Source organism: Acinetobacter sp. I-MWF (assembly GCF_025433935.1).
Lineage (GTDB): Bacteria > Pseudomonadota > Gammaproteobacteria > Pseudomonadales > Moraxellaceae > Acinetobacter > Acinetobacter guillouiae.
This window is the reverse complement of record NZ_JAMBAR010000001.1, coordinates 4,268,096-4,287,092: the sequence shown is the minus strand read 5'-3', so window position 1 is coordinate 4,287,092 and position 18,997 is coordinate 4,268,096. Positions and strand designations below refer to the sequence as shown.

Sequence of the window (18,997 nt, the reverse complement as noted above, 5' to 3'; positions counted from 1 at the left end):
TGATTAAGAACGCTGTTTTTCTATCTCAACTGAATTTTCTTTAAGCTGTCGTGTGTATAAAAATTTGGGTCTCCATTCATTGATGATCACCCCCAATACCACAAGTAAACCACCAAAAAGAGCCAGCAAAGGCAAGCGTTCACCTGCAATTCTTCCAAATAAAGCTGCCCAAACTGGTTCGCCAGCATAAATCACGGCCGCTTGAGAAGGATCGACAGAGCGTTGTGCCCAATTCATCGTCAATTGTAATAAAGCACTGGTTAAGCCCAGTCCAACTGCAAGCATCACCAATTGCCATGAAAAGGGTGGAATATGCAGCTCACCCACAAAAGGCATACTGACAAATGAAATCAATGAAGCAAAGGCAAGCTGAATCACCGTTACACGCTGAATATTGACCTTCCCTGCAAAGTGCCCGATGAGAATAATCTCCATAGCAATTGCAAACGAACCAACCAATGTAACGATTTGCCCCGTATTTAAATCAATGTGATGAAAACCATTTCCTGTCAAAAAAATTAAACCGATAAACGCCAGTAAAACACCGAGCCAAGTCATGATATGTGGTCTTTTGCGAAAAATCACCCAGATAAGAATCGGTACAAGGGGGACATATAATGCTGTTAAAAAGGCAGACTCACTGCTGCTGATGGTTTGCATACCGACAGTTTGCGAGCCATACCCTGCGGCAATCATACCGCCAATCAGTGCACCAGCGATGAGTTCTTTTAAATTGATACCTTTTAGATATTTATAAGACAGTAATCCAACAGCAATGGTCGCTGCAGCAAAACGACAACCGACAAAAAACATAGGGGAACTATAGTTTAGGGCATAATGTACAATGACAAATGTACCACCCCAAATCATAGTCATCAGGATCAGTGCAATTTGAGGCGTTCTGGACTTTAAAAATAAAGCGAGGGGAGAGGAAGACATAAAATAAAGTAATGTAGAAGAGCAGGGCTATTTTACGCGAAAGCACAGTATTGTGCAGATCTTAAGCTGAGTAATCGGGTATTTAAATCACTCAATTGTCATGCAGTCGTGCTAGCATATTGAATCAAAATTTTGATAAAGAGAAATAAATCATGGTGATCGAACAGGCTTTATTTCATATTGTTGATGGTCAACAAATGGCTTTTGAAAAGAAATTTTATGAATTATCAGACACCTTTCGGAATGCCCAAGGTTGTGAAAAATTTAAATTGATTCGTGGTATAGAAGACAATCAAAAATATATTCTACAAATTCACTGGATTGATCTTAAAACCCATACAGATGTTTTTATGAAAACAGATGAATTTAAACAGTGGTTTATGGCAATGAAGCCCTTTTTAGCAAGTAAAATTGAAATGCAACATTTTGAAAATACATTGGTTTAAATCTGGATGTAGTGATTTAAATACCTTCTTTAACACATAAAAAAGAGAACAGCTCGGTTCTCTTTTTTAATCCAATCTATACTGGGAACTTAAAAGCCTTGTTCATCCAATAACAGCTGCGCTTCACGTAGGTTTAATGTGCCTTCGTAAATTGCACGTCCTGTGATCGCACCTAAAATACCCGGTTTACCTTTTAAATTACGCACATCATCCAGATTGGTTACACCGCCTGAGGCGATCACTGGAAGACCTGAGTATTGCGCAAGGTTTACCGTCTGTTCAACATTGACACCCTGCATCATACCATCACGTGCGATATCGGTATAAACAATGCTAGACACACCGGCATCCGCAAAACGTTTTGCAAGATCAGTGGCTTTTACATCAGTGACATTTGCCCAGCCATCAGTTGCAACCATACCATTGATCGCATCAATACCGACAATAATGTGTCCCGCAAACTTCTTACAGGCTTCTTCAACAAATTCAGGATTTTGAACTGCTTTGGTGCCGATGATGACAAAAGAAACGCCCGCATCTAAATAATGTTCGATTGTTTCCAAAGAGCGAATACCACCGCCAATCTGGATTGGCAGTTCAGGCTGTGCTTTTGCAATTGCTTCAACGACAGGTTTATGAATTGGTGTTCCAGCAAAAGCCCCATTCAAATCAACCAAATGCAAACGACGAGCGCCTTCATTTACCCAATGCTGTGCTGTTGCAACAGGATCATCAGAAAATACGGTATCGTCTTCCATACGACCTTGTTTTAAACGAACACATTTACCATCTTTCAGGTCAATTGCCGGGATGATCAGCATGCTTTCGCTCCTTGCTTAATCTCAATGAAGAATTTATTGATCTTCATCTTAGCAAAAACTTGATCAATTTCTAAGTGTCAGTTTAGGCTTTTATTGGCGCGAATGCTCAATTTAAGCTGAGTATGTGCAATCGTGTCAGGTATTAAGTCTAAATCTAGTAAGGCTTCGAAAATTAAAAGTGCAGCATAGGCATCGGCTGCTGCATATTCAATTTGTGGTGTTGTGAGAATTTTACGTGCCCAATTTGAGGTGCTAATAGATTTACTTTTAGGGAAATTGACTTGGAATAATAATGCCATGGCATTTTTAATTCCTAAAGGATTATTGAAGCCAAAACTCGAAAAGCATTTAGAAAGTTCGATGACACTGTTGAGTTGCATGCCTTTTTTACGAAATAAATGTGCATCATTTTTTAAGCCAAAACCGACTTTAATCTGATCAGGATTTTCAAAAAAGGTCGCTAGAAAAGCCAAAATATCTGCTGAAACTTGAAATAAATAGGCTTTTTCAAATGTCGCCAGTTGAATAAGATGTGGGCCAGTTTGTATTTCACCTTTATTAAAGGTAGGTTTTGACTCGGTATCGAAACCAAAAATGTGCGCCGTTTTTAATTCTGCTTCAATTGCTTGGCATTGTTGCAAGCTATTGACCACAACAATGTTACTCAAAGGCAAATTTTGAAAACGGGGAAAGCTCTGAATTTGTTCTTTACTAGGAAGTTGCTGAGTTTGAATATTCACAAATTTAAGCTCACAAATTTTAGTCGACCAGTTTAAGCATTAAAAATATTAACCATATTGTGTTATAACAAACTTTGAATAAAAGATGATAGTTTTGTGGGTCAAAAACACAGGAATAAATTGTATGGTTGAAAAAGATGATGATCTTTTTATAGAAGGCGCCAAGCGTTTAAAGCAATTAATTCAGGATAAAAATATAAAAGCCAGTGATATTGTTAACGTACTCGAAACTTCAAAAGGAACCATGACCAAATGGTTGCAAAACTCAACACCGTCGAGTGCGCAAAGCTTAATTGAATTGGCGCGTTTAGTTGGGATGACTGAACGCTGGAATATGGAATCTAAACAGCAAGATAAAGCAGATCTAGTGACCAAAGCATATGCTGAGTCTGAATTGGATTTAAGCCATGTCACCATGGAACAGTTGATCAACGAAATTAAAGACCGTTATGCAGCTTTAAATTTAAAAGCGGATATTAAAATTAGTGTTGAGCCATTAGAAGGTGGTTTTGTCACCAAAGAGTAAAATAACCACCTTATAAAAATAGGGTGGTTATTTCGGCTGATTTATTCAGACTGATTGATTTGTTGTTGATATTGCTGAAACTGTTGCGCTTGGTCAAGGTAGCTTTGATAGGCTGGGATTGCTGTAACTGCAAGGATTAGAATACTAATCGGGAAGATCACAATATAAATCCAAGCCAATACTTTTTCCCAACCACGGGTAATCCGAGGTGCGCCATAGTTATTTGTCCCAGCATCTCCTTTTGCACAGCTTAAATAAACAAAAAAGAATAAATTCACCAAAGGTAAAAGCATAAGAAGAGATAACCAACCACTTTGGTTTTTGTCATGTAAGCGACGAATTGTAAAAATAAAGCTAAAGTAGATCACTGCGATATAAATAATAATCGCAACTGTGCCGAGAATAAAGATGAGCGTATTTGAAGGGGAGTTACTTAAAGCTGGGATGAATAGTGCAGCGATAATACCCAGTACAAACATAGATAGACCCAACAGCATATTCCAGCCCAAATAGGATAATCGACCAAAACGGCCACTGGCACTTAAAGCTGAATCATGGGTTTGAAAATTAGAAGACATTGTTATGTTCCTAGAATGAATTAAGGTTTTTAAATCAATTTTTAAAATCAATTGTTGGATTTTTATTCAATTTGGTTGAATCATAATAAACAGACGATAAAAAATAAAGTCCAAATAAAATAAAAAAATCAAGCCAACTGCAATTGACTTGATTTTTAGAGATATAAATCGGGATGAAATTGACCTGAATGAATCAGATTTTCCATTCCACAAAGTTTTTCAGTAACTGTAAACCTGCTGTATGGCTCTTTTCAGGATGGAACTGTGTCGCAAATAAATTTTCTTTATGAATAGCCGTACAGAACTGCAAACCATAATCACATGTTGCAGCAACAAGAGACGGGTCTTTGGGTTCGACATAATAGCTATGTACAAAGTAAAAACGACTATCTTGATCAATATCTTTCCACATCGGATGATTTGGATCTGCCTGATGGACTTGGTTCCAGCCCATATGAGGGACTTTTAAGCCGTCCATATCTGGAAAATGTTTTACCATACCTTCAAAAATACCCAGCGCTTGAGTACCCGCATTTTCCTCTGATGATTCAAGCAAAGCTTGCATGCCGACACAAATGGCAAGTACTGGTTTATTAAACGCAGCATGGCGCACAACCTCATCAATACCTGCTTCATGCATCCCCTGCATACAATCACGCATTGCCCCTACACCCGGAAATACGATTTTATCTGCCTGAGCGATTAATTTTGGATCATTTGTGACATCTACAGTTGCGCCAACATGTTCGAGTGCTTTGGCTGCTGAATGAAGATTTCCCATGCCATAGTCAAGAAGGGCAATACGGGTCATTACAAGGTTCCTTTCGTCGATGCAACAGTATTTTCTGCACGCGGATCAACTTCACAGGCCATGCGAAGCGCACGTGCAAATGCTTTAAAAACACTTTCAATTTGGTGATGGCTATTTTTGCCTTTTAAATTGTCAATGTGCAAAGTCATTAAAGCGTGATTTACAAAGCCTTGGAAAAACTCGGAAAATAGATCCACATCAAAACTGCCGATACGGGCACGTGTAAATGGGATATCCATCCATAAACCTGGGCGACCTGATAAATCAACCACGACACGGCTTAAAGCTTCATCAAGTGGCGCATAGAAATGACCATAACGTTTTAAGCCTTTTTTATCACCGAGTGCTTGCGCAAATGCTTGGCCTAGTGTGATTCCACAGTCTTCTACAGTATGGTGATCATCAATTTCTAAGTCGCCATCACAATGAATATCGATGTCAAATAAACCATGACGCTTGATTTGATCAACCATATGGTCTAAAAAGGGAACACCTGTATTGAGCGTGCCTTGACCAGTACCATCAAGATTCACACGAACTCGAATTTTAGTTTCGTTGGTGTTTCTTACCACTTCACTGATACGTTGCGCCATAGACACGTTCCTCAAAAAACGTCAAAAATTAAAAGTTTGATGTAAAGATATTTCGCTGTGACGAAAGTGACAGCATATTAGATTGCTCAGGAGGGTTAATCAATGCCTATTACCGTACATGCTAAAACTTCACTAGAAAATGAAGAAGTTCGCGATCAGCTTGAGCGATTATATGACACCAGTCCCGAGTTTGGGGATGGTCATGATGCCATAGAACAACTTGAGCAAAACTTGGCTCATTATACCTTACTTTATGTCGCAGAATTTAATACAAAGATTATTGGTGCGTTATGGTGTACGGGACAAGGTGAAAGTCGGACTTTGGAAAATATTGTGGTACATCCTGCTAACCGCGGACGTGGCGTTGCAGAGCGTTTGGTCGAAGAAGTTTGTCGTATCGAGGAAGAAAAGGGCATTAAAAACTTTGAGCCGGGCTGTGGAGCAATCCATCGTTGTTTAGCTCACTTAGGTAAAATCTAAGGTGATCTTGGATCTTTGACTAATTTAAGCAACCTGATCAGGTTGCTTTTTTATTTGGCTCTTTTTCCACAACTATAAAGTTAAGCTGATCTCAGTAGCATATTGCAGTCACGAGCAAAACACTTTGGGAAAAAATTAAATCGAGTTTGCAAAACTTAAAGCAAGGAGGAGTACCTTCGCTCAGCAAATTGAGCATGCCAAAATTTGCGTTCCAAAGCTGAAAAATGTATAAAAAACAGCCTTATTTAGAATAAATAGGCGATTTTTGTTGTAAAAATAAACTATTGAATGATTTTAGTGATTTCAATGCTTGACGACTAAACCATTAAATTGTTTAATACGCCCCATCGGCGTGATAGCTCAGTAGGTAGAGCAACGGATTGAAAATCCGTGTGTCCCCAGTTCGATCCTGGGTCTCGCCACCATATTTAAAATCTTTGAGATTTCAATCCCTGATCCCATCAGGGATTTTTTTTGGGTAAAAAATATTCGGTTGAATAAAAAAGTCATGATTTTTATTGACTATTGAACTGAGATACGGCTTAATACACCGCATCGGCGTGATAGCTCAGTAGGTAGAGCAACGGATTGAAAATCCGTGTGTCCCCAGTTCGATCCTGGGTCTCGCCACCATATTTGAAAAACCTCAAACATTGTTTGGGGTTTTTTATTGTCTGCTTTTTATCATCAATTAAAAAATTGATGCTCATCGTTAGAACAGCATGTCATTTTGAATGCGTAAATTGAACTCATTGTCTTACAAAATATCTTGCCATGGACTATAAATATCGTAAGATAAACCTTTGGTAAGTGAAATAGATTGTTATAAGAACAATGAAAGATTTATTTTCATCAGGCAGCCAGCTTTATCAGCAAGCTCGACCGAGTTATCCGCAAGAAGTGGTTCAGGAAATTTTAAATCATGTTCCAGAGCGCGGTTTTGCTTGGGATTGTGGTGCGGGTTCAGGTCAATTTACTCAATTGCTTAGCCCTTATTTCGATCATGTTGTTGCAACAGATATGAGCGAAAAACAATTAAACCTTGCGCCTTATTTCGACAATGTGAGCTATCAAGTCCAATCTGCAGAACAGACTTCATTTACAGCACAAAGTTTTGATTTGATTTCAGTGGCTCAGGCTATTCATTGGTTTGATTTTGATGGTTTTTATAAAGAAGTTGAACGTACATTAAAACCTCAAGGTATTCTTGCTGTGATCGGTTACGGCTTAATTCATGTCGAAAATGCAGCCATCAATACCATGATTCAAAACTTATATGCTGAAAAACTAGATGGTTATTGGGATGCGGAGCGCCGTTATATCGATGAAGAATATAAAACCCTTCCCTTCCCTTTTGATGAAATAAATGTTGCTGAGTTTAAGATGCAGTATCAGTGGTCCTCTGCACAACTGTTAAAGTATTTATCTACTTGGTCTGCAATTAAACACTATTGCGAAAGAAATCAGGATCATCCATTACTTGATCTAGCTGAAGCATTAACCAGCGAGCTTGCAGATTTGACCATCACATTCCCAGTTTTTTTAAGAGTGGGTAAAATTAAAAAATCAAAGAAAAAATGCTTTATGCACAAATAAAATAAGGATCGCATTTTATCTTCGATTACAACAGATATAGCTAACAATATACTTACTTATATATTATTTAAAAGTAAGATAAATCATGAAAGCTCCAGTTAAAATATTATCCATTGCTGTATGGCTATCGGCATTCAGTTCTACCGCTTTTGCAACGACGGGCTATTTTATGCATGGCTATGGGGTAAAAGCCCAAGGCAATGCAGGGACTTCAATCGCTCAATTTCAAGATGCATTAACGATTGCCAATAACCCAGCAGGCTTAAGCTGGATTGGTGATCGTATAGATGTGGGTGCAACCGTATTTTCACCTGATCGTTCAGCTGAGATTATCGCGAATCAAATGCCACAAGCTTATCCCAACGCCAATGGTCGATATGATGGCAATGGACGCAAATATTTTGTACTCCCAGAGCTTGCATTCAACCATCAAATCAATGATCAAGTTGCTTTAGGTTTAGCAATATATGGGAATGGAGGAATGAATACGGGGTATAAAAATAATCCATTTGCAGCATTTGGCAACAGTGGAACAGCAGGAGTGGATTTAACCCAGGTTTTCATTACTCCAGCAGTTGCTTGGAAATATGCAGAAAATCAATCTATCGGCATTGCAACCAATATTCTCTATCAACGTTTTGAAGCACGGGGAATTGCTGGATTTAGCGGATTTTCAGCCGATGCTTCAAATTTAAGCAATCGTGGTAAGGATTCTGCGACTGGCATTGGTGCACGTATTGGTTGGGCTGGAAAATTCTTTGATCAACGTTTAACCTTAGGCGCAAATTATTCTTCAAAAATTAATGCAGATCGCTTTGATCGATATCGTGGATTATTTGCTGAACGCGGTGACTTTGATGTTCCTGAAAGTTATGGTGTGGGTGCAGCTGTCAACATCACACCTCAATTAACAGTGGCTGCGGATATACAACGAATTAACTATTCGGATGTGAAATCGGTAGGAAATCCTTTTGATCTTGCACAATTACAACAAGGTCATGCTTTTGGTACACCACAAGGGCCAGGATTTGGCTGGAATGATATCAATATCTATAAACTGGGTGTGTCTTATCAAGCCCATCCAAAACTCACACTAAGAGCTGGTTATAGTCATAATGATCAACCGATTCCAGACAGTGAAGTGTTTTTAAATATTCTTGCTCCTGGGGTAATTCAAGACCACCTCAGCGTGGGTGCAACTTGGAATCTCGATCAACATCAAGAAATCAGTATTGCCTATACACATGCCTTGGAAGATGAAGTAAAAGGCAAAATTTCCCCTGCGTTTGGTGGAGGTGAAGCGAAACTCAAAATGAGTCAGGACATTTTAGGGTTGTCGTATGGCTATAAATTCTAAGTTTTTCTGTCAATCGCCATGAAAGCAGATGGATTCGACAGATTTTTAATCTGAAATAAGACGTTTACCCAAACACACGACTTCGATTTCTTCATAGCCGAGTTGCTCATAAAAGCTTTGTACATCAATATTATCCTTACGGATTAACAGTTGCAGTTTGGGGCAACCTAATGCAACTAAACGCTTTTCAAGTTGTTGTATCAATGCAGTTGCAACACCATTACGTTGATCATGAGGATGGACAGCAAGATAATTGACCCAGCCCCGATGCCCATCATAGCCCCCCATAACCGTAGCGATCAATTGTTCATCTTTGACCGCCAATAGAAACAATCCGTCTTTTTGTGCGACTTTACGGAAGATATCAATTTCTGGGTTGTTCCAAGGACGGGTTAAATCGCAGACTTCCCACAGTGCGATGACTTCGTCTAAATCGGTTTCCTGAAACTGTCTGATAATAAACATAGAATTTTTATCTCTTGTTTTTTAAAACAATCTTTACAGCAGATTAATATAAAAAACCGCAGTTGATAAGTTTATTTTTTAGACAATGCGTAAATACTTTTTGCTGAGTTTGTTAACTTATAAAAACGTTATAGGCTGAGAATAGTGATTTTTTATTGATTGAAAGTGTGCATAATAATGGAGGCATAATTTAAAACAAAAAAGGAACTTCACGTGAATAAACAGGAATTTGATTATATTATTATCGGTGGTGGAAGCTCAGGCTGTGTGTTGGCTGGGCGTTTATCAGAAAACCCGCAAGTTTCTGTTTGTCTACTTGAAGCAGGAGGGGCTGGAGAGGGCTGGAAAGTAGAAGTTCCTTGTGCAGCAGTGATTAGTATTCCAACCAAGATCAATAACTGGGCCTTTGAAACTGTACCGCAAAAGGGCTTAAATGGTCGTAAAGGCTATCAGCCTCGTGGAAAATGCTTGGGTGGCTCATCGGCAATTAATGCCATGGTGTATATCCGTGGGCATCGACAAGATTATGATGATTGGGCAGCCTTAGGCAATACCGGTTGGTCATATGATGAGGTCTTGCCTTATTTTATTAAGTCTGAAAATAACCAAAGAATTAAAAATCAATATCACGGTAATGCTGGCCCACTTTCAGTTATTGATTTACGTAGTGATAATCCCTTACAGCAAAAATATATCGCAGCTGCCAAAGAGCAGGGTTATCGAATTCTGGATGACTTCAATGGAGAAGAGCAGGAAGGTTTAGGCATTTATCAAGTGACCCATATCAATGGGGAGCGTTGTAGTTCCGCGCGGGCTTATTTATTTCCACATCGAGATCGTAAAAATTTAACGGTGGAAACCCATGCACAGACTCAGCGAATCTTGATTGAAAATGGCGTGGCTGTTGGGGTGGAATACAAACAGGCTGGTCAGCTGAAACAAATCTTTGCACGTCGAGAAGTGTTATTGAGTGCGGGAGCGATGCAGTCGCCACAGATTCTGATGTTGTCAGGTGTTGGCGAACAACAAGAACTTGCGCAACATGGCATTGAGGTAAAACAACACTTGCCTGGTGTGGGTAAAAATTTTCACGATCATCCTGATTTTATTTTTGGTTATAAAGTCAGTGAAATTCAAGGTACCTTTGGCTTATCTATTCCAGGTTCAATTGATTTATTTAAACAAATTGGACGTTATCGTAAAGAACGCCGTGGTTTGTTGACCACGAATTTTGCTGAATGTGGCGGCTTTATTAAAAGTTCAAATGAGCAAAGTCTACCGAATTTACAATTACATTTTGTGATTGCACTGGTGGATAACCATGCACGAACGATGCACACAGGGCATGGTATTTCCTGTCATGTCTGCCTTTTAAATCCAGTCAGTCGTGGTTCGATTAAGATAAGTGGGCCAAGTATCGATGATCCTTTATTGATTGATCCGAATTTTTATGGTGAAGAATCTGATTTAGAAGAAATGGTTAAAGGCTTTAAACTCACTCAGAAATTAATGCAATCTGATGCTTTTAAAAGCATGATTAAAGAAGATTTATTTACAGCCGCGGTAAAAACAGATGAGGACATTCGCCAAGTTTTAAGAGATCGCTCAGATACCGTTTATCACCCTGTGGGAAGTTGTAAAATGGGGATAGACGATATGGCTGTGGTTGATCCACGGTTACGCGTTTATGGTATTCAAAACCTGCGTGTGGTCGATGCGTCAATCATGCCAAAAGTGGTGAATGGCAATACCAATGCCCCTGCAATTATGATTGCAGAGAAAGCGGTTGAGATGATTAATCAGGATCAAGCGGGTGTGGCGTTTATTGAAAAGAAAGATAAAGTGCGTGTTGCAATCTGAGTCTTTAGATATTTAAAAAATGAGTGGGTGAGCATTCAAACCCAAATAAGCTCATAAAAAAACGCCCTGAAGGGCGTTTTTACTTTTTATATCAGATTTAAAATCTTATGCAGATTTTTTAGCTTGATCTTCTAAAGAAGCAAGCATATGGCCTGTTTCTTCAAAGTTATAGTGCCAAGAAAGTGCTTCGCGAAGAATATGCGGCGTTTGACCGCCTTTTTCACATGCACGATCAAAGTAATCATTCAATGCATCACGATACATTGGGTGAGCACAGTTGTTGATGACTGCACGAGCACGTTCACGAGGCGCTAAACCACGTAAGTCAGCAAGACCTTGTTCAGTCACAAGAATATCAACATCATGCTCAGCATGGTCGATATGTGAAGCAAATGGGACAACAGAAGAGATATCGCCACCTTTTGCAATCGATTTGGTCACGAAGATTGCTAAATGTGCATTACGTGCGAAATCACCTGAACCACCAATACCATTCATCATCTTGGTACCGCAGACATGGGTCGAGTTGACGTTGCCGTAAATATCGAACTCAAGTGCAGTATTGATCCCGATGATGCCTAAGCGGCGAACCAATTCAGGATGGTTTGAAATCTCTTGTGGACGTAGAACCAGTTTGTCTTTGTATTGTTCTAGGTTGTTAAATACTTTTTCGCCATATTTAGCAGAAAGGGTAATTGATGAACCTGAAGCAAACTTCATTTTACCCGCATCAATCAATTCGAAAGTACAGTCTTGCAGTACTTCTGAATACATCACCAAATCTTCAAAGTTAGAATCTTTAAGACCGGTTAATACCGCATTGGCAATCGAACCGATGCCCGCTTGTAAAGGACCAAGATTCGAAGGTAAACGACCTTCTTCAACTTCTTTTTCAAAGAATGCGATTAAGTGGTTGGCAATACCTTGAGTTTCATCATCTGGTAGTGTCACTGTTGATGGAGAATCATGATATTCGTTGTTAATTACGATACCCACGATTTTTGCAGGATCAATATTAATTGCAGGTGTACCAATACGTTGATCAACATGTGTCAAAGGAATTGCTTGACGTGTTGGACGGTAAGTTGGGATATAAATATCGTGTAAGCCTTCAAAAGCAGGGCTTAAGTTGGTGTTGATTTCAACAATCACTTTTTCAGCAAAAATTGCAAAGCTTGCAGAGTTACCCACAGATGTTGTTGGAATGATGCCACCATCTTCAGTAATCGCAATCGCTTCAATCACCGCAACATCAGGTTTTTTCAACTGAAGGTTACGCATTTGCTCAACAGTTTCAGACAAATGCTGATCGATGAACATCACTTCACCGTTGTTGATAGCTTTACGTAAAGTGTTATCGACTTGGAATGGTAAACGACGCGCAAGTACACCAGCTTCAGTTAATTGTTTGTCTAGGTCATTACCTAAACTTGCACCTGTGATTAAAGTAATCTTCAACGGATTCACTTTGGCTTGTTTTACCAGCGCTAAAGGTACAGCTTTTGCTTCACCTGCACGAGTAAATCCACTCATCCCCACAGTCATCCCATCTTGGATAAAAGTTGCAGCTTGTTCTGCGCTCATGACTTTGTCATGGAGAGATGCTAAACGAATACGATCTAAAGACATGGTTTACGCTCAATTCTTGTTCAAAACTAGACGGATTGTACCGCCCTCAAACTGAATTGTGCATGCCTCTAATGCTAAGGTCTAATTTTTTCAATAAATGCAGGTATAAATTCTGGTGATGGTTTTTAAGTTATTATTTATTAATAAAATAATGATAGCTGTTTGTTAAATAAACAAAGTTAAGTGTTGATTTATTGAGCAATCACTAAAAGTGATCACTCAAACTTTGTTTGAATTTTTGAATTGGATTTGTAGGTGTCGGTTCTTCCTCAACTTTTATTGAAGTTGGTAGTGAAATGATGGCTTGTAAGCCGCCTTCAGGACGGTTGGAAATCAACAGTTCACCTTGATGAATATCAACAATTCGTTTGACAATCGCCAAACCTAAACCACTCCCTTGCACTGTACGTGCAGCATCACCACGCACAAAAGGTTGCATAAGCCCTTCAATTTGGTCTTCGGGAATTCCTTCACCATTGTCTGCTACACAGATTTTAATATGCTCATCTTCTACAAAAGCACTGAGTTCAATTGGTTCTGCGCCATAGCGTTTTGAATTGTTGATGAGATTACCAATCAAACGTTTTAACGACAGTGAGCGAGCAGTAATGACGGGTAATTCTTGCGGCGTGAACTGAATATCTAAAGGTTTAAACTGAATGATCAGCTCTTGTAGCAAAGCATTGATATTGGTGTCTTGAAGCTCTTCATCTGAGCCATCACGCATATAGGAAATAAACTGGCTTAAAATGGCATCCATATCATCGACATCATAAATCAAACCTTCTTTTAAGAAGTCATCATCAGACATCATCTCTGCACTTAAACGGATCCGTGTTAGCGGTGTTCTTAAATCATGCGAGATACCTGCCAACATGATTTGGCGATCACGTTCAGTTTGTTCAAGTGTATAGATCATCTGGTTAAAAGCTTGGTTTACCTCACGGATTTCTTGTGGTCCATGATTGGTTTCCAAGTAGGGTGCTTTCCCTGTTTTACTGTAGCTATTCGCAGCATGTTGTAAGCGACGTAACGGGCGATTAAGCTGTCTGACCAGTGTCAGGATGATCGCCGCAGCAATCAGTGGAATACCCAATAACCAAGCTAAAATGAGTTCAGGACTATAGTTGGCATAGGTATTCAGAGGTTCACGGACCCAATTGCCATTCATTTCAGGGGTTTGGACCCAAATGCGCGGACTGGGTTTAAACTGGAAATAAACCGTCACATCTTTGATTTTTAATTCTTCTGCAAGCTGATTCTCAATGCGATTGGTAAAGAAATCCGCAATAATTTTGTCTTTTACATTTGGGTATTCTTTGGGATCTGTAACATATTCAACGCCAACCCGTTGCTTTAACCATTCGTCAATATCGAGTTGAATCTCGTCATGGTAAATCTGCAAGCGCGGATTATTGACCATTTCCAGCTCAACCGCCAAAAAACGTGCATGCTGTTGAATTTCAGGTAAATAAAGTGTTTTCCAGAAAAACCACAATGACATAAACAGGCTAAAGAACACCACGAATACCACCAATACCGTAGTACGCATTGCTGCCGAACGCGGTTTAACTTTATCGAGGAAGCGTTCCCAAGGTGTACGTTTGCGTTCTTTGTAGCTGACAAAGTCGGTAAATTCTTGTGGGTCTATGGGTTCTAATTTCACAGGAGCATTCCAATCTGTGCGATATTGTTAATCTATGGATTTTAGTTTAAAGGATGGTAGATTTATCGCAATATTAAAAATGTTAGGTTACTCGGCTTTAACTTATTTATGGTCATAAATACTCAGATTTAAAGTATTTTAAACTCAACAAAATAAGAGATGCATGGCATTGAGATCACACCGTTTTTGTAGAATCGCCAAATATGCTTATATTTAAAATACCAGTGAAATCATTAGTAAAGCGTCGCTCTAGGGCAAAGCCATCAAGACTATTGTTTTGGATGAATAAATATGGATAAAAAAATACTGGTCACATGCAAAACCAAATATGTGACCAGTACTTTTGAAACTGATTCATGTTATCGAATCAAGATCTATTTATTCCGCACCATCTGGAACGAACACATAACCTACGCCCCAAACTGTTTGAATATAACGTGCACGTGCAGGGTTTTCTTCAATCAGACGACGTAAGCGAGAAACTTGAACATCGATTGAACGTTCCATAGCACCCCATTCACGACCACGTGCAAGATTCATCAACTTGTCACGTGTTAATGGTTCACGTGGGTGCTGAACTAATGCCTTCAAGACTGCAAACTCACCTGTGGTTAATGTGACCACTTGCCCTTCACGTGTCAGGGTACGTGTTGATAAATCTAAAGACCAAGGGCCGAAAGACACAACCTCTACGTTTTGACTTGGTGCACCTGGAACTTCACGAACCTGACGACGCAGTACGGCACGAATACGTGCTAATAACTCATTTGGATTAAATGGTTTTGGCAAATAATCATCCGCACCAGCTTCTAAGCCAGCAATACGGTCAGAGTCACTGCCTCGTGCGGTCAGCATAATGACAGGTGTATCTATATTTGATGAGCGTAAACGTCTACAAATACTTAAACCATCTTCTACAGGAAGCATAAAGTCTAAAACGATGAGTGAAAATAACTCACGTTGTAATAGGCGATCCATCTGCGTTGCGTCGTGGGCCGTTTTTACCACAAAGCCTTTATCTTCAAGGAAACGCTGTAAAAGGGTACGTAAACGCACATCATCATCGACCACTAAAATGCGTTCGACACGGTCAGTTTCGTTTTGTACGATATCTGTATTTTCAGCAGGTACAACCAAACTCATGATGTACTCCCTTAATGTTGTAAATTATAAATATTCGTCAATCTCAGTATACTGCCTAAGCTCTTGTTAAGACTATGTATCAAATTGCTCAAAAATACAATTTTCAGGCTGTTTTGAAACCAAAAAACAACATCTATAACGATTTGAGATGATTCTATGTTTATAAATAAAAAGATATACCATATGCAAATGAAAGTTTTATGTATTTTGGCAATAAGTTTTGCTTTAAGTGCATGTATTAGCCGACTTTCCAGACCTGAAATCTCAGGACAAGTGATTGACCAATTTGACCAACCGCTTGGTCAGGTCCAAGTCGGTGAAACGCAAACCGACATGCAAGGCAACTTTCGACTCAAGGAGCGACGCTATGCTGCATTTTTGCTGAAAGAAATCATGTATATGGAAGCGCCACCAGTATTTGTACAAGAACGTCTAAGTAAACAGGGTTATCAGCCGTGTGATTTGCAATATTTCAATTCTCATGGCGGTGGACAGCGCAAAGGTGCACAATGGAAAGTTGGAAAAATTATTTTACAAAGCAATTTAAATACAGCAAAGCAGGATGAAATACCCGATTGCACTGTAAAAACTCAAGAAAAATGATCTTTTATCACTTTTTTCACTGCTAATTTGCAAAACAATTGTGGATTTTATGGTCTTGGTCTTTATAATCACTAACTTTTAGTCCTTATCCTTGTGGAATTAAACACGATGACTGACTTAGTTCAGCAGTTGGCAAGTGAACTTGCCGTACGTCCAAACCAAGTAGAAGCTGCCATTAAACTGATAGATGAAGGCTCTAGTGTTCCATTTATTGCACGTTACCGTAAAGAAGTAACGCAAGGCTTAGACGACATCCAATTACGCCAACTTGATACACGCCTTGTTTATCTACGTGATTTATTTGAACGCCGTGAAAAAGTAATCGAATCATTAAAAGAACAAAATAAGCTCTCTGATGACTTACTTGCTCGGGTCAATGGCGCTGAAACAAAAAATGCATTAGAAGAACTTTACGCACCGTACCGTCCAAAACGTACCAGTAAATCATTCAAAGCAAGAGAAGCAGGATTAGGGGAATTTGCTGAGAAAATTATCGCAGAGCAAATTGATCCGACTGAAGCCTTGGCTGGTTTTAGCCATGAAGAATACCCAGATGTTGAAAGCCAATTAGACGCGATTCAACACATCATCATTGATGACTGGGCACAAAATATTTCATTAACCACAGAACTTAAATCAACATTTGCCAAAACAGCGGTGTTAAAAAGTTTAGTGGCGTCTGATGAGAAAAAAGAAGTCGGTAAGAAATTCCGTGATTACTTTGATTTCTCTGAGAATTTAAATAAAGTGCCTTCGCATCGTTTATTGGCAATGCTACGTGGCCGCCAAGAAAATGTATTGGGACTTAAAGTTGATGGTGATGATCATGCACCACTTGCACGTATTGAAACTGAATACGCGCTTGAAAGTGTGCAACCACAAGCACGTCAAGATTTCTTAAAGCAAATCGCAAAGCTGTTTTGGTTAGGCAAAATTCGCCCAACGATTGAGCATTCTTTGTTGACTGAAAAGCGCCTTGCAGCGGAATCAGAAGCAATGGACGTGTTTGCAGAAAACTTACGTCATTTATTACTCTCTGCACCTGCAGGTTCACGTACAACTTTAGGTGTTGACCCTGGTATTCGTACAGGGGTGAAACTGGCGGTTGTTTCAAATTCAGGTGATGTGCTTGCACATAGCACGATTTATCCATTTGCACCAAAAGAAGATAAAGCCGGCTCGATTGCTGAACTTGCACGTCTTTGCCGTGAATTTAATGTGGATTTAATCGCAATTGGCAATGGTACTGCGAGTCGTGAAACTGAAGCTGTTGTTGCAGAAATGATGGCTGAAAATGCAGATCTTACATTAACGCGTGTTTCAGTAAGTGAAGCGGGTGCATCTGTTTACTCAGCATCAGAATTGGCTTCTGCTGAACTGCCTGAGCTTGATGTTGCGATTCGTGGCGCTGTTTCAATTGCACGTCGCTTACAAGATCCATTGGCTGAACTGGTAAAAATTGATCCTAAATCTATTGGTGTTGGTCAATATCAGCATGATGTGAATCAAACCAATTTGGCAAAAACATTGGATGCTGTGGTTGAAGACTGTGTGAATGCGGTAGGTGTAGATGTAAATACAGCCTCTCCAGCAATCTTGGGCTATATCGCAGGTTTAAATAAAGCCATTGCGCAGCAAATTGTAGATTATCGTAAAGAAAATGGTCGTTTTGACAATCGTCAAGCATTGAAAAATGTACCACGTTTAGGCGAGCGTACCTTTGAGCAAGCTGCTGGTTTCTTACGTATTCAAGATGGTTCAGAACCTTTAGATGCATCATCTGTTCACCCTGAATCGTATGGTTTGGTCAACAAAATTGTTGAAGCAAAAGCGACTACAGTGAAAGATATCATTGGTAATACTGAAATTATTCGTCAAGTGAAAGCAGAAGATTTTGCGGACGACAAATTTGGTCTACCCACAATTCAAGACGTGTTAAGCGAGTTGGAAAAACCAGGTCGTGACCCTCGTCCAGAATTCCGTACAGCAAAATTCCGTGAAGATATCACTGAAGTCAGTCAATTGACTGAAGGAATGCAGCTTGAGGGTGTGATTACCAATGTGACTAACTTCGGTGCATTCGTCGATGTTGGTGTGCATCAAGATGGTCTAATACATATTTCAGAACTTGCCAATGAATTTGTTTCTGATCCACATAAAGTGGTGAAACCAGGGCAAATCGTACAAGTACGTGTATTGACTGTAGATGCTGAGCGAAATCGTGTGAATTTATCGATGCGCCCAGAAGGTTCGGAAGCACCAACTAAAGCACCACGTCAAAAGCGTGAGTTCAATAACAATGAACAACGTGGTGAGCGTAAGCCTCAGGGTAAACGTCCACAGCAAGGTCGTCCAAACCATGACAATAAAGACAAAGCACCACGTCATGACAAGAAACCACAAGCAGCTAAACCTCAAGAAAACAAAATTGGTGGTTTAGGTGCGTTGTTATTACAAGCAGGGATTAAAGGGTCTAAATAAGCCTTAGGGTCTGTTGACAATTCGTCTATGTTTGCGACTACGTGTGTTTTTTAGGCGATACTAGGCGCGAAATACGAAATTTAGTCATTCTAAATGAGTAGTTCGTAACGACGTAGCGGCAAAAAACACGCTAGTCCCGAAGGGTTGTGGCTAAAATTATCTCAGCCTACGTTATGAAACTCGAAAATAGTCTCGCTATTCTCTTCGTTTCATGCCTTGCCTGCTCAATTTTAACCTACAACGCAAGCCATTTATGAAATGTC

18 protein-coding genes and 2 tRNA genes are annotated in these 18,997 nt (G+C 39.6%); 10 read left to right on the top strand and 10 right to left on the bottom strand.

What is annotated here, in order from left to right; all coding sequences use genetic code 11:
- Positions 1–3 precede the first annotated feature (3 nt).
- Positions 4–939: a DMT family transporter gene (locus M2R48_RS19820; RefSeq protein ID WP_262087240.1), complete on the bottom strand. Its 936-nt coding sequence runs from the start codon at positions 937–939 to the stop codon at positions 4–6.
- 152 nt (positions 940–1,091) lie between these two features.
- Between M2R48_RS19820 and M2R48_RS19815 the strand changes: the two genes are divergently transcribed.
- The gene (locus tag M2R48_RS19815) at positions 1,092–1,385 is read left to right on the top strand and encodes an antibiotic biosynthesis monooxygenase family protein (RefSeq protein ID WP_262087238.1); all 294 of its coding nucleotides are present in this window, start codon (positions 1,092–1,094) and stop codon (positions 1,383–1,385) included.
- A gap of 89 nt (positions 1,386–1,474) precedes the next feature.
- On the opposite strand, the gene hisA is transcribed toward M2R48_RS19815, so the two are convergent.
- Together hisA and M2R48_RS19805 are read right to left on the bottom strand one after the other, a co-directional pair.
- The gene (gene hisA, locus M2R48_RS19810; RefSeq protein WP_004725338.1) at positions 1,475–2,206 is read right to left on the bottom strand and encodes a 1-(5-phosphoribosyl)-5-[(5-phosphoribosylamino)methylideneamino]imidazole-4-carboxamide isomerase; all 732 of its coding nucleotides are present in this window, start codon (positions 2,204–2,206) and stop codon (positions 1,475–1,477) included.
- A gap of 77 nt (positions 2,207–2,283) precedes the next feature.
- A complete protein-coding gene (locus M2R48_RS19805) occupies positions 2,284–2,946 on the bottom strand; it encodes a 3'-5' exonuclease (protein ID WP_262087236.1) in 663 nt (220 codons plus the stop codon).
- 124 nt (positions 2,947–3,070) lie between these two features.
- Between M2R48_RS19805 and M2R48_RS19800 the strand changes: the two genes are divergently transcribed.
- A complete protein-coding gene (locus tag M2R48_RS19800; protein ID WP_004725342.1) occupies positions 3,071–3,472 on the top strand; it encodes a transcriptional regulator in 402 nt (133 codons plus the stop codon).
- A gap of 41 nt (positions 3,473–3,513) precedes the next feature.
- Here the strand turns inward: M2R48_RS19800 and M2R48_RS19795 are convergent, their stop codons facing one another.
- The 3 genes from M2R48_RS19795 to hisB form a co-directional block, all read right to left on the bottom strand.
- Positions 3,514–4,050, bottom strand: coding sequence for a DUF805 domain-containing protein (locus M2R48_RS19795; protein ID WP_262087234.1), 537 nt, complete (start codon positions 4,048–4,050; stop codon positions 3,514–3,516).
- A 193-nt stretch (positions 4,051–4,243) separates the two neighbouring features.
- The gene (gene hisH, locus M2R48_RS19790; protein ID WP_262087233.1) at positions 4,244–4,861 is read right to left on the bottom strand and encodes an imidazole glycerol phosphate synthase subunit HisH; all 618 of its coding nucleotides are present in this window, start codon (positions 4,859–4,861) and stop codon (positions 4,244–4,246) included.
- Positions 4,861–5,454, bottom strand: a complete 594-nt coding sequence (gene hisB, locus M2R48_RS19785) for an imidazoleglycerol-phosphate dehydratase HisB (protein WP_004725347.1) — start codon at positions 5,452–5,454, stop codon at positions 4,861–4,863. Before hisB ends, hisH begins: the two co-directional genes overlap by 1 nt.
- A gap of 102 nt (positions 5,455–5,556) precedes the next feature.
- Between hisB and M2R48_RS19780 the strand changes: the two genes are divergently transcribed.
- The 5 genes from M2R48_RS19780 to M2R48_RS19760 all read left to right on the top strand — a co-directional run bounded on the left by M2R48_RS19780 (position 5,557) and on the right by M2R48_RS19760 (position 8,887).
- Entirely contained in the window at positions 5,557–5,934 is a 378-nt protein-coding gene (locus M2R48_RS19780; RefSeq protein ID WP_004816597.1) for a GNAT family N-acetyltransferase, read from the top strand.
- A 349-nt stretch (positions 5,935–6,283) separates the two neighbouring features.
- A tRNA-Phe gene (locus tag M2R48_RS19775) sits at positions 6,284–6,359 on the top strand.
- Positions 6,360–6,491: 132 nt separating this feature from the next.
- Positions 6,492–6,567 (top strand) — tRNA-Phe (locus tag M2R48_RS19770).
- A 201-nt stretch (positions 6,568–6,768) separates the two neighbouring features.
- A complete protein-coding gene (locus M2R48_RS19765; RefSeq protein WP_262087231.1) occupies positions 6,769–7,530 on the top strand; it encodes a class I SAM-dependent methyltransferase in 762 nt (253 codons plus the stop codon).
- Positions 7,531–7,615: 85 nt separating this feature from the next.
- The gene (locus M2R48_RS19760; protein ID WP_262087230.1) at positions 7,616–8,887 is read left to right on the top strand and encodes an OmpP1/FadL family transporter; all 1,272 of its coding nucleotides are present in this window, start codon (positions 7,616–7,618) and stop codon (positions 8,885–8,887) included.
- Between the two features lie 45 nt (positions 8,888–8,932).
- Here M2R48_RS19760 and M2R48_RS19755 read toward each other — a convergent pair whose 3' ends face one another.
- Entirely contained in the window at positions 8,933–9,352 is a 420-nt protein-coding gene (locus M2R48_RS19755) for a GNAT family acetyltransferase (protein ID WP_004725355.1), read from the bottom strand.
- Between the two features lie 213 nt (positions 9,353–9,565).
- Here M2R48_RS19755 and M2R48_RS19750 point away from each other — a divergent pair, with 213 nt between their 5' ends.
- Positions 9,566–11,212, top strand: coding sequence for a GMC family oxidoreductase (locus M2R48_RS19750; protein ID WP_262087229.1), 1,647 nt, complete (start codon positions 9,566–9,568; stop codon positions 11,210–11,212).
- 105 nt (positions 11,213–11,317) lie between these two features.
- Here the strand turns inward: M2R48_RS19750 and M2R48_RS19745 are convergent, their stop codons facing one another.
- From M2R48_RS19745 to ompR, 3 genes are all read right to left on the bottom strand, one after another.
- The gene (locus tag M2R48_RS19745) at positions 11,318–12,841 is read right to left on the bottom strand and encodes an acetyl-CoA hydrolase/transferase family protein (protein ID WP_004816606.1); all 1,524 of its coding nucleotides are present in this window, start codon (positions 12,839–12,841) and stop codon (positions 11,318–11,320) included.
- Positions 12,842–13,046: 205 nt separating this feature from the next.
- Positions 13,047–14,507, bottom strand: coding sequence for an ATP-binding protein (locus M2R48_RS19740; protein WP_262087228.1), 1,461 nt, complete (start codon positions 14,505–14,507; stop codon positions 13,047–13,049).
- A gap of 378 nt (positions 14,508–14,885) precedes the next feature.
- Positions 14,886–15,650, bottom strand: coding sequence for a two-component system response regulator OmpR (ompR, locus tag M2R48_RS19735; RefSeq protein WP_004816610.1), 765 nt, complete (start codon positions 15,648–15,650; stop codon positions 14,886–14,888).
- Between the two features lie 183 nt (positions 15,651–15,833).
- Between ompR and M2R48_RS19730 the strand changes: the two genes are divergently transcribed.
- Both M2R48_RS19730 and M2R48_RS19725 read left to right on the top strand, forming a co-directional pair.
- Complete coding sequence (locus tag M2R48_RS19730) at positions 15,834–16,253, top strand: carboxypeptidase regulatory-like domain-containing protein (protein ID WP_262087227.1); 420 nt, start codon at positions 15,834–15,836, stop codon at positions 16,251–16,253.
- 108 nt (positions 16,254–16,361) lie between these two features.
- Entirely contained in the window at positions 16,362–18,734 is a 2,373-nt protein-coding gene (locus M2R48_RS19725; protein WP_262087226.1) for a Tex family protein, read from the top strand.
- Positions 18,735–18,997 lie beyond the last annotated feature (263 nt).

Bases quoted from the DNA above. Each gene is read 5' to 3' on its own strand.
- M2R48_RS19730 (WP_262087227.1), top strand. From the start codon at position 15,834: ATGCAAATGAAAGTTTTATGTATTTTGGCAATAAGTTTTGCTTTAAGT.
- M2R48_RS19780 (WP_004816597.1), top strand. From the start codon at position 5,557: ATGCCTATTACCGTACATGCTAAAACTTCACTAGAAAATGAAGAAGTT.
- M2R48_RS19745 (WP_004816606.1), bottom strand. From the start codon at position 12,841: ATGTCTTTAGATCGTATTCGTTTAGCATCTCTCCATGACAAAGTCATG.
- M2R48_RS19800 (WP_004725342.1), top strand. From the start codon at position 3,071: ATGGTTGAAAAAGATGATGATCTTTTTATAGAAGGCGCCAAGCGTTTA.
- M2R48_RS19795 (WP_262087234.1), bottom strand. From the start codon at position 4,050: ATGTCTTCTAATTTTCAAACCCATGATTCAGCTTTAAGTGCCAGTGGC.
- M2R48_RS19815 (WP_262087238.1), top strand. From the start codon at position 1,092: ATGGTGATCGAACAGGCTTTATTTCATATTGTTGATGGTCAACAAATG.
- M2R48_RS19765 (WP_262087231.1), top strand. From the start codon at position 6,769: ATGAAAGATTTATTTTCATCAGGCAGCCAGCTTTATCAGCAAGCTCGA.
- M2R48_RS19820 (WP_262087240.1), bottom strand. From the start codon at position 939: ATGTCTTCCTCTCCCCTCGCTTTATTTTTAAAGTCCAGAACGCCTCAA.
- hisB (WP_004725347.1), bottom strand. From the start codon at position 5,454: ATGGCGCAACGTATCAGTGAAGTGGTAAGAAACACCAACGAAACTAAA.
- ompR (WP_004816610.1), bottom strand. From the start codon at position 15,650: ATGAGTTTGGTTGTACCTGCTGAAAATACAGATATCGTACAAAACGAA.
- M2R48_RS19755 (WP_004725355.1), bottom strand. From the start codon at position 9,352: ATGTTTATTATCAGACAGTTTCAGGAAACCGATTTAGACGAAGTCATC.
- M2R48_RS19760 (WP_262087230.1), top strand. From the start codon at position 7,616: ATGAAAGCTCCAGTTAAAATATTATCCATTGCTGTATGGCTATCGGCA.
- hisA (WP_004725338.1), bottom strand. From the start codon at position 2,206: ATGCTGATCATCCCGGCAATTGACCTGAAAGATGGTAAATGTGTTCGT.
- M2R48_RS19725 (WP_262087226.1), top strand. From the start codon at position 16,362: ATGACTGACTTAGTTCAGCAGTTGGCAAGTGAACTTGCCGTACGTCCA.
- hisH (WP_262087233.1), bottom strand. From the start codon at position 4,861: ATGACCCGTATTGCCCTTCTTGACTATGGCATGGGAAATCTTCATTCA.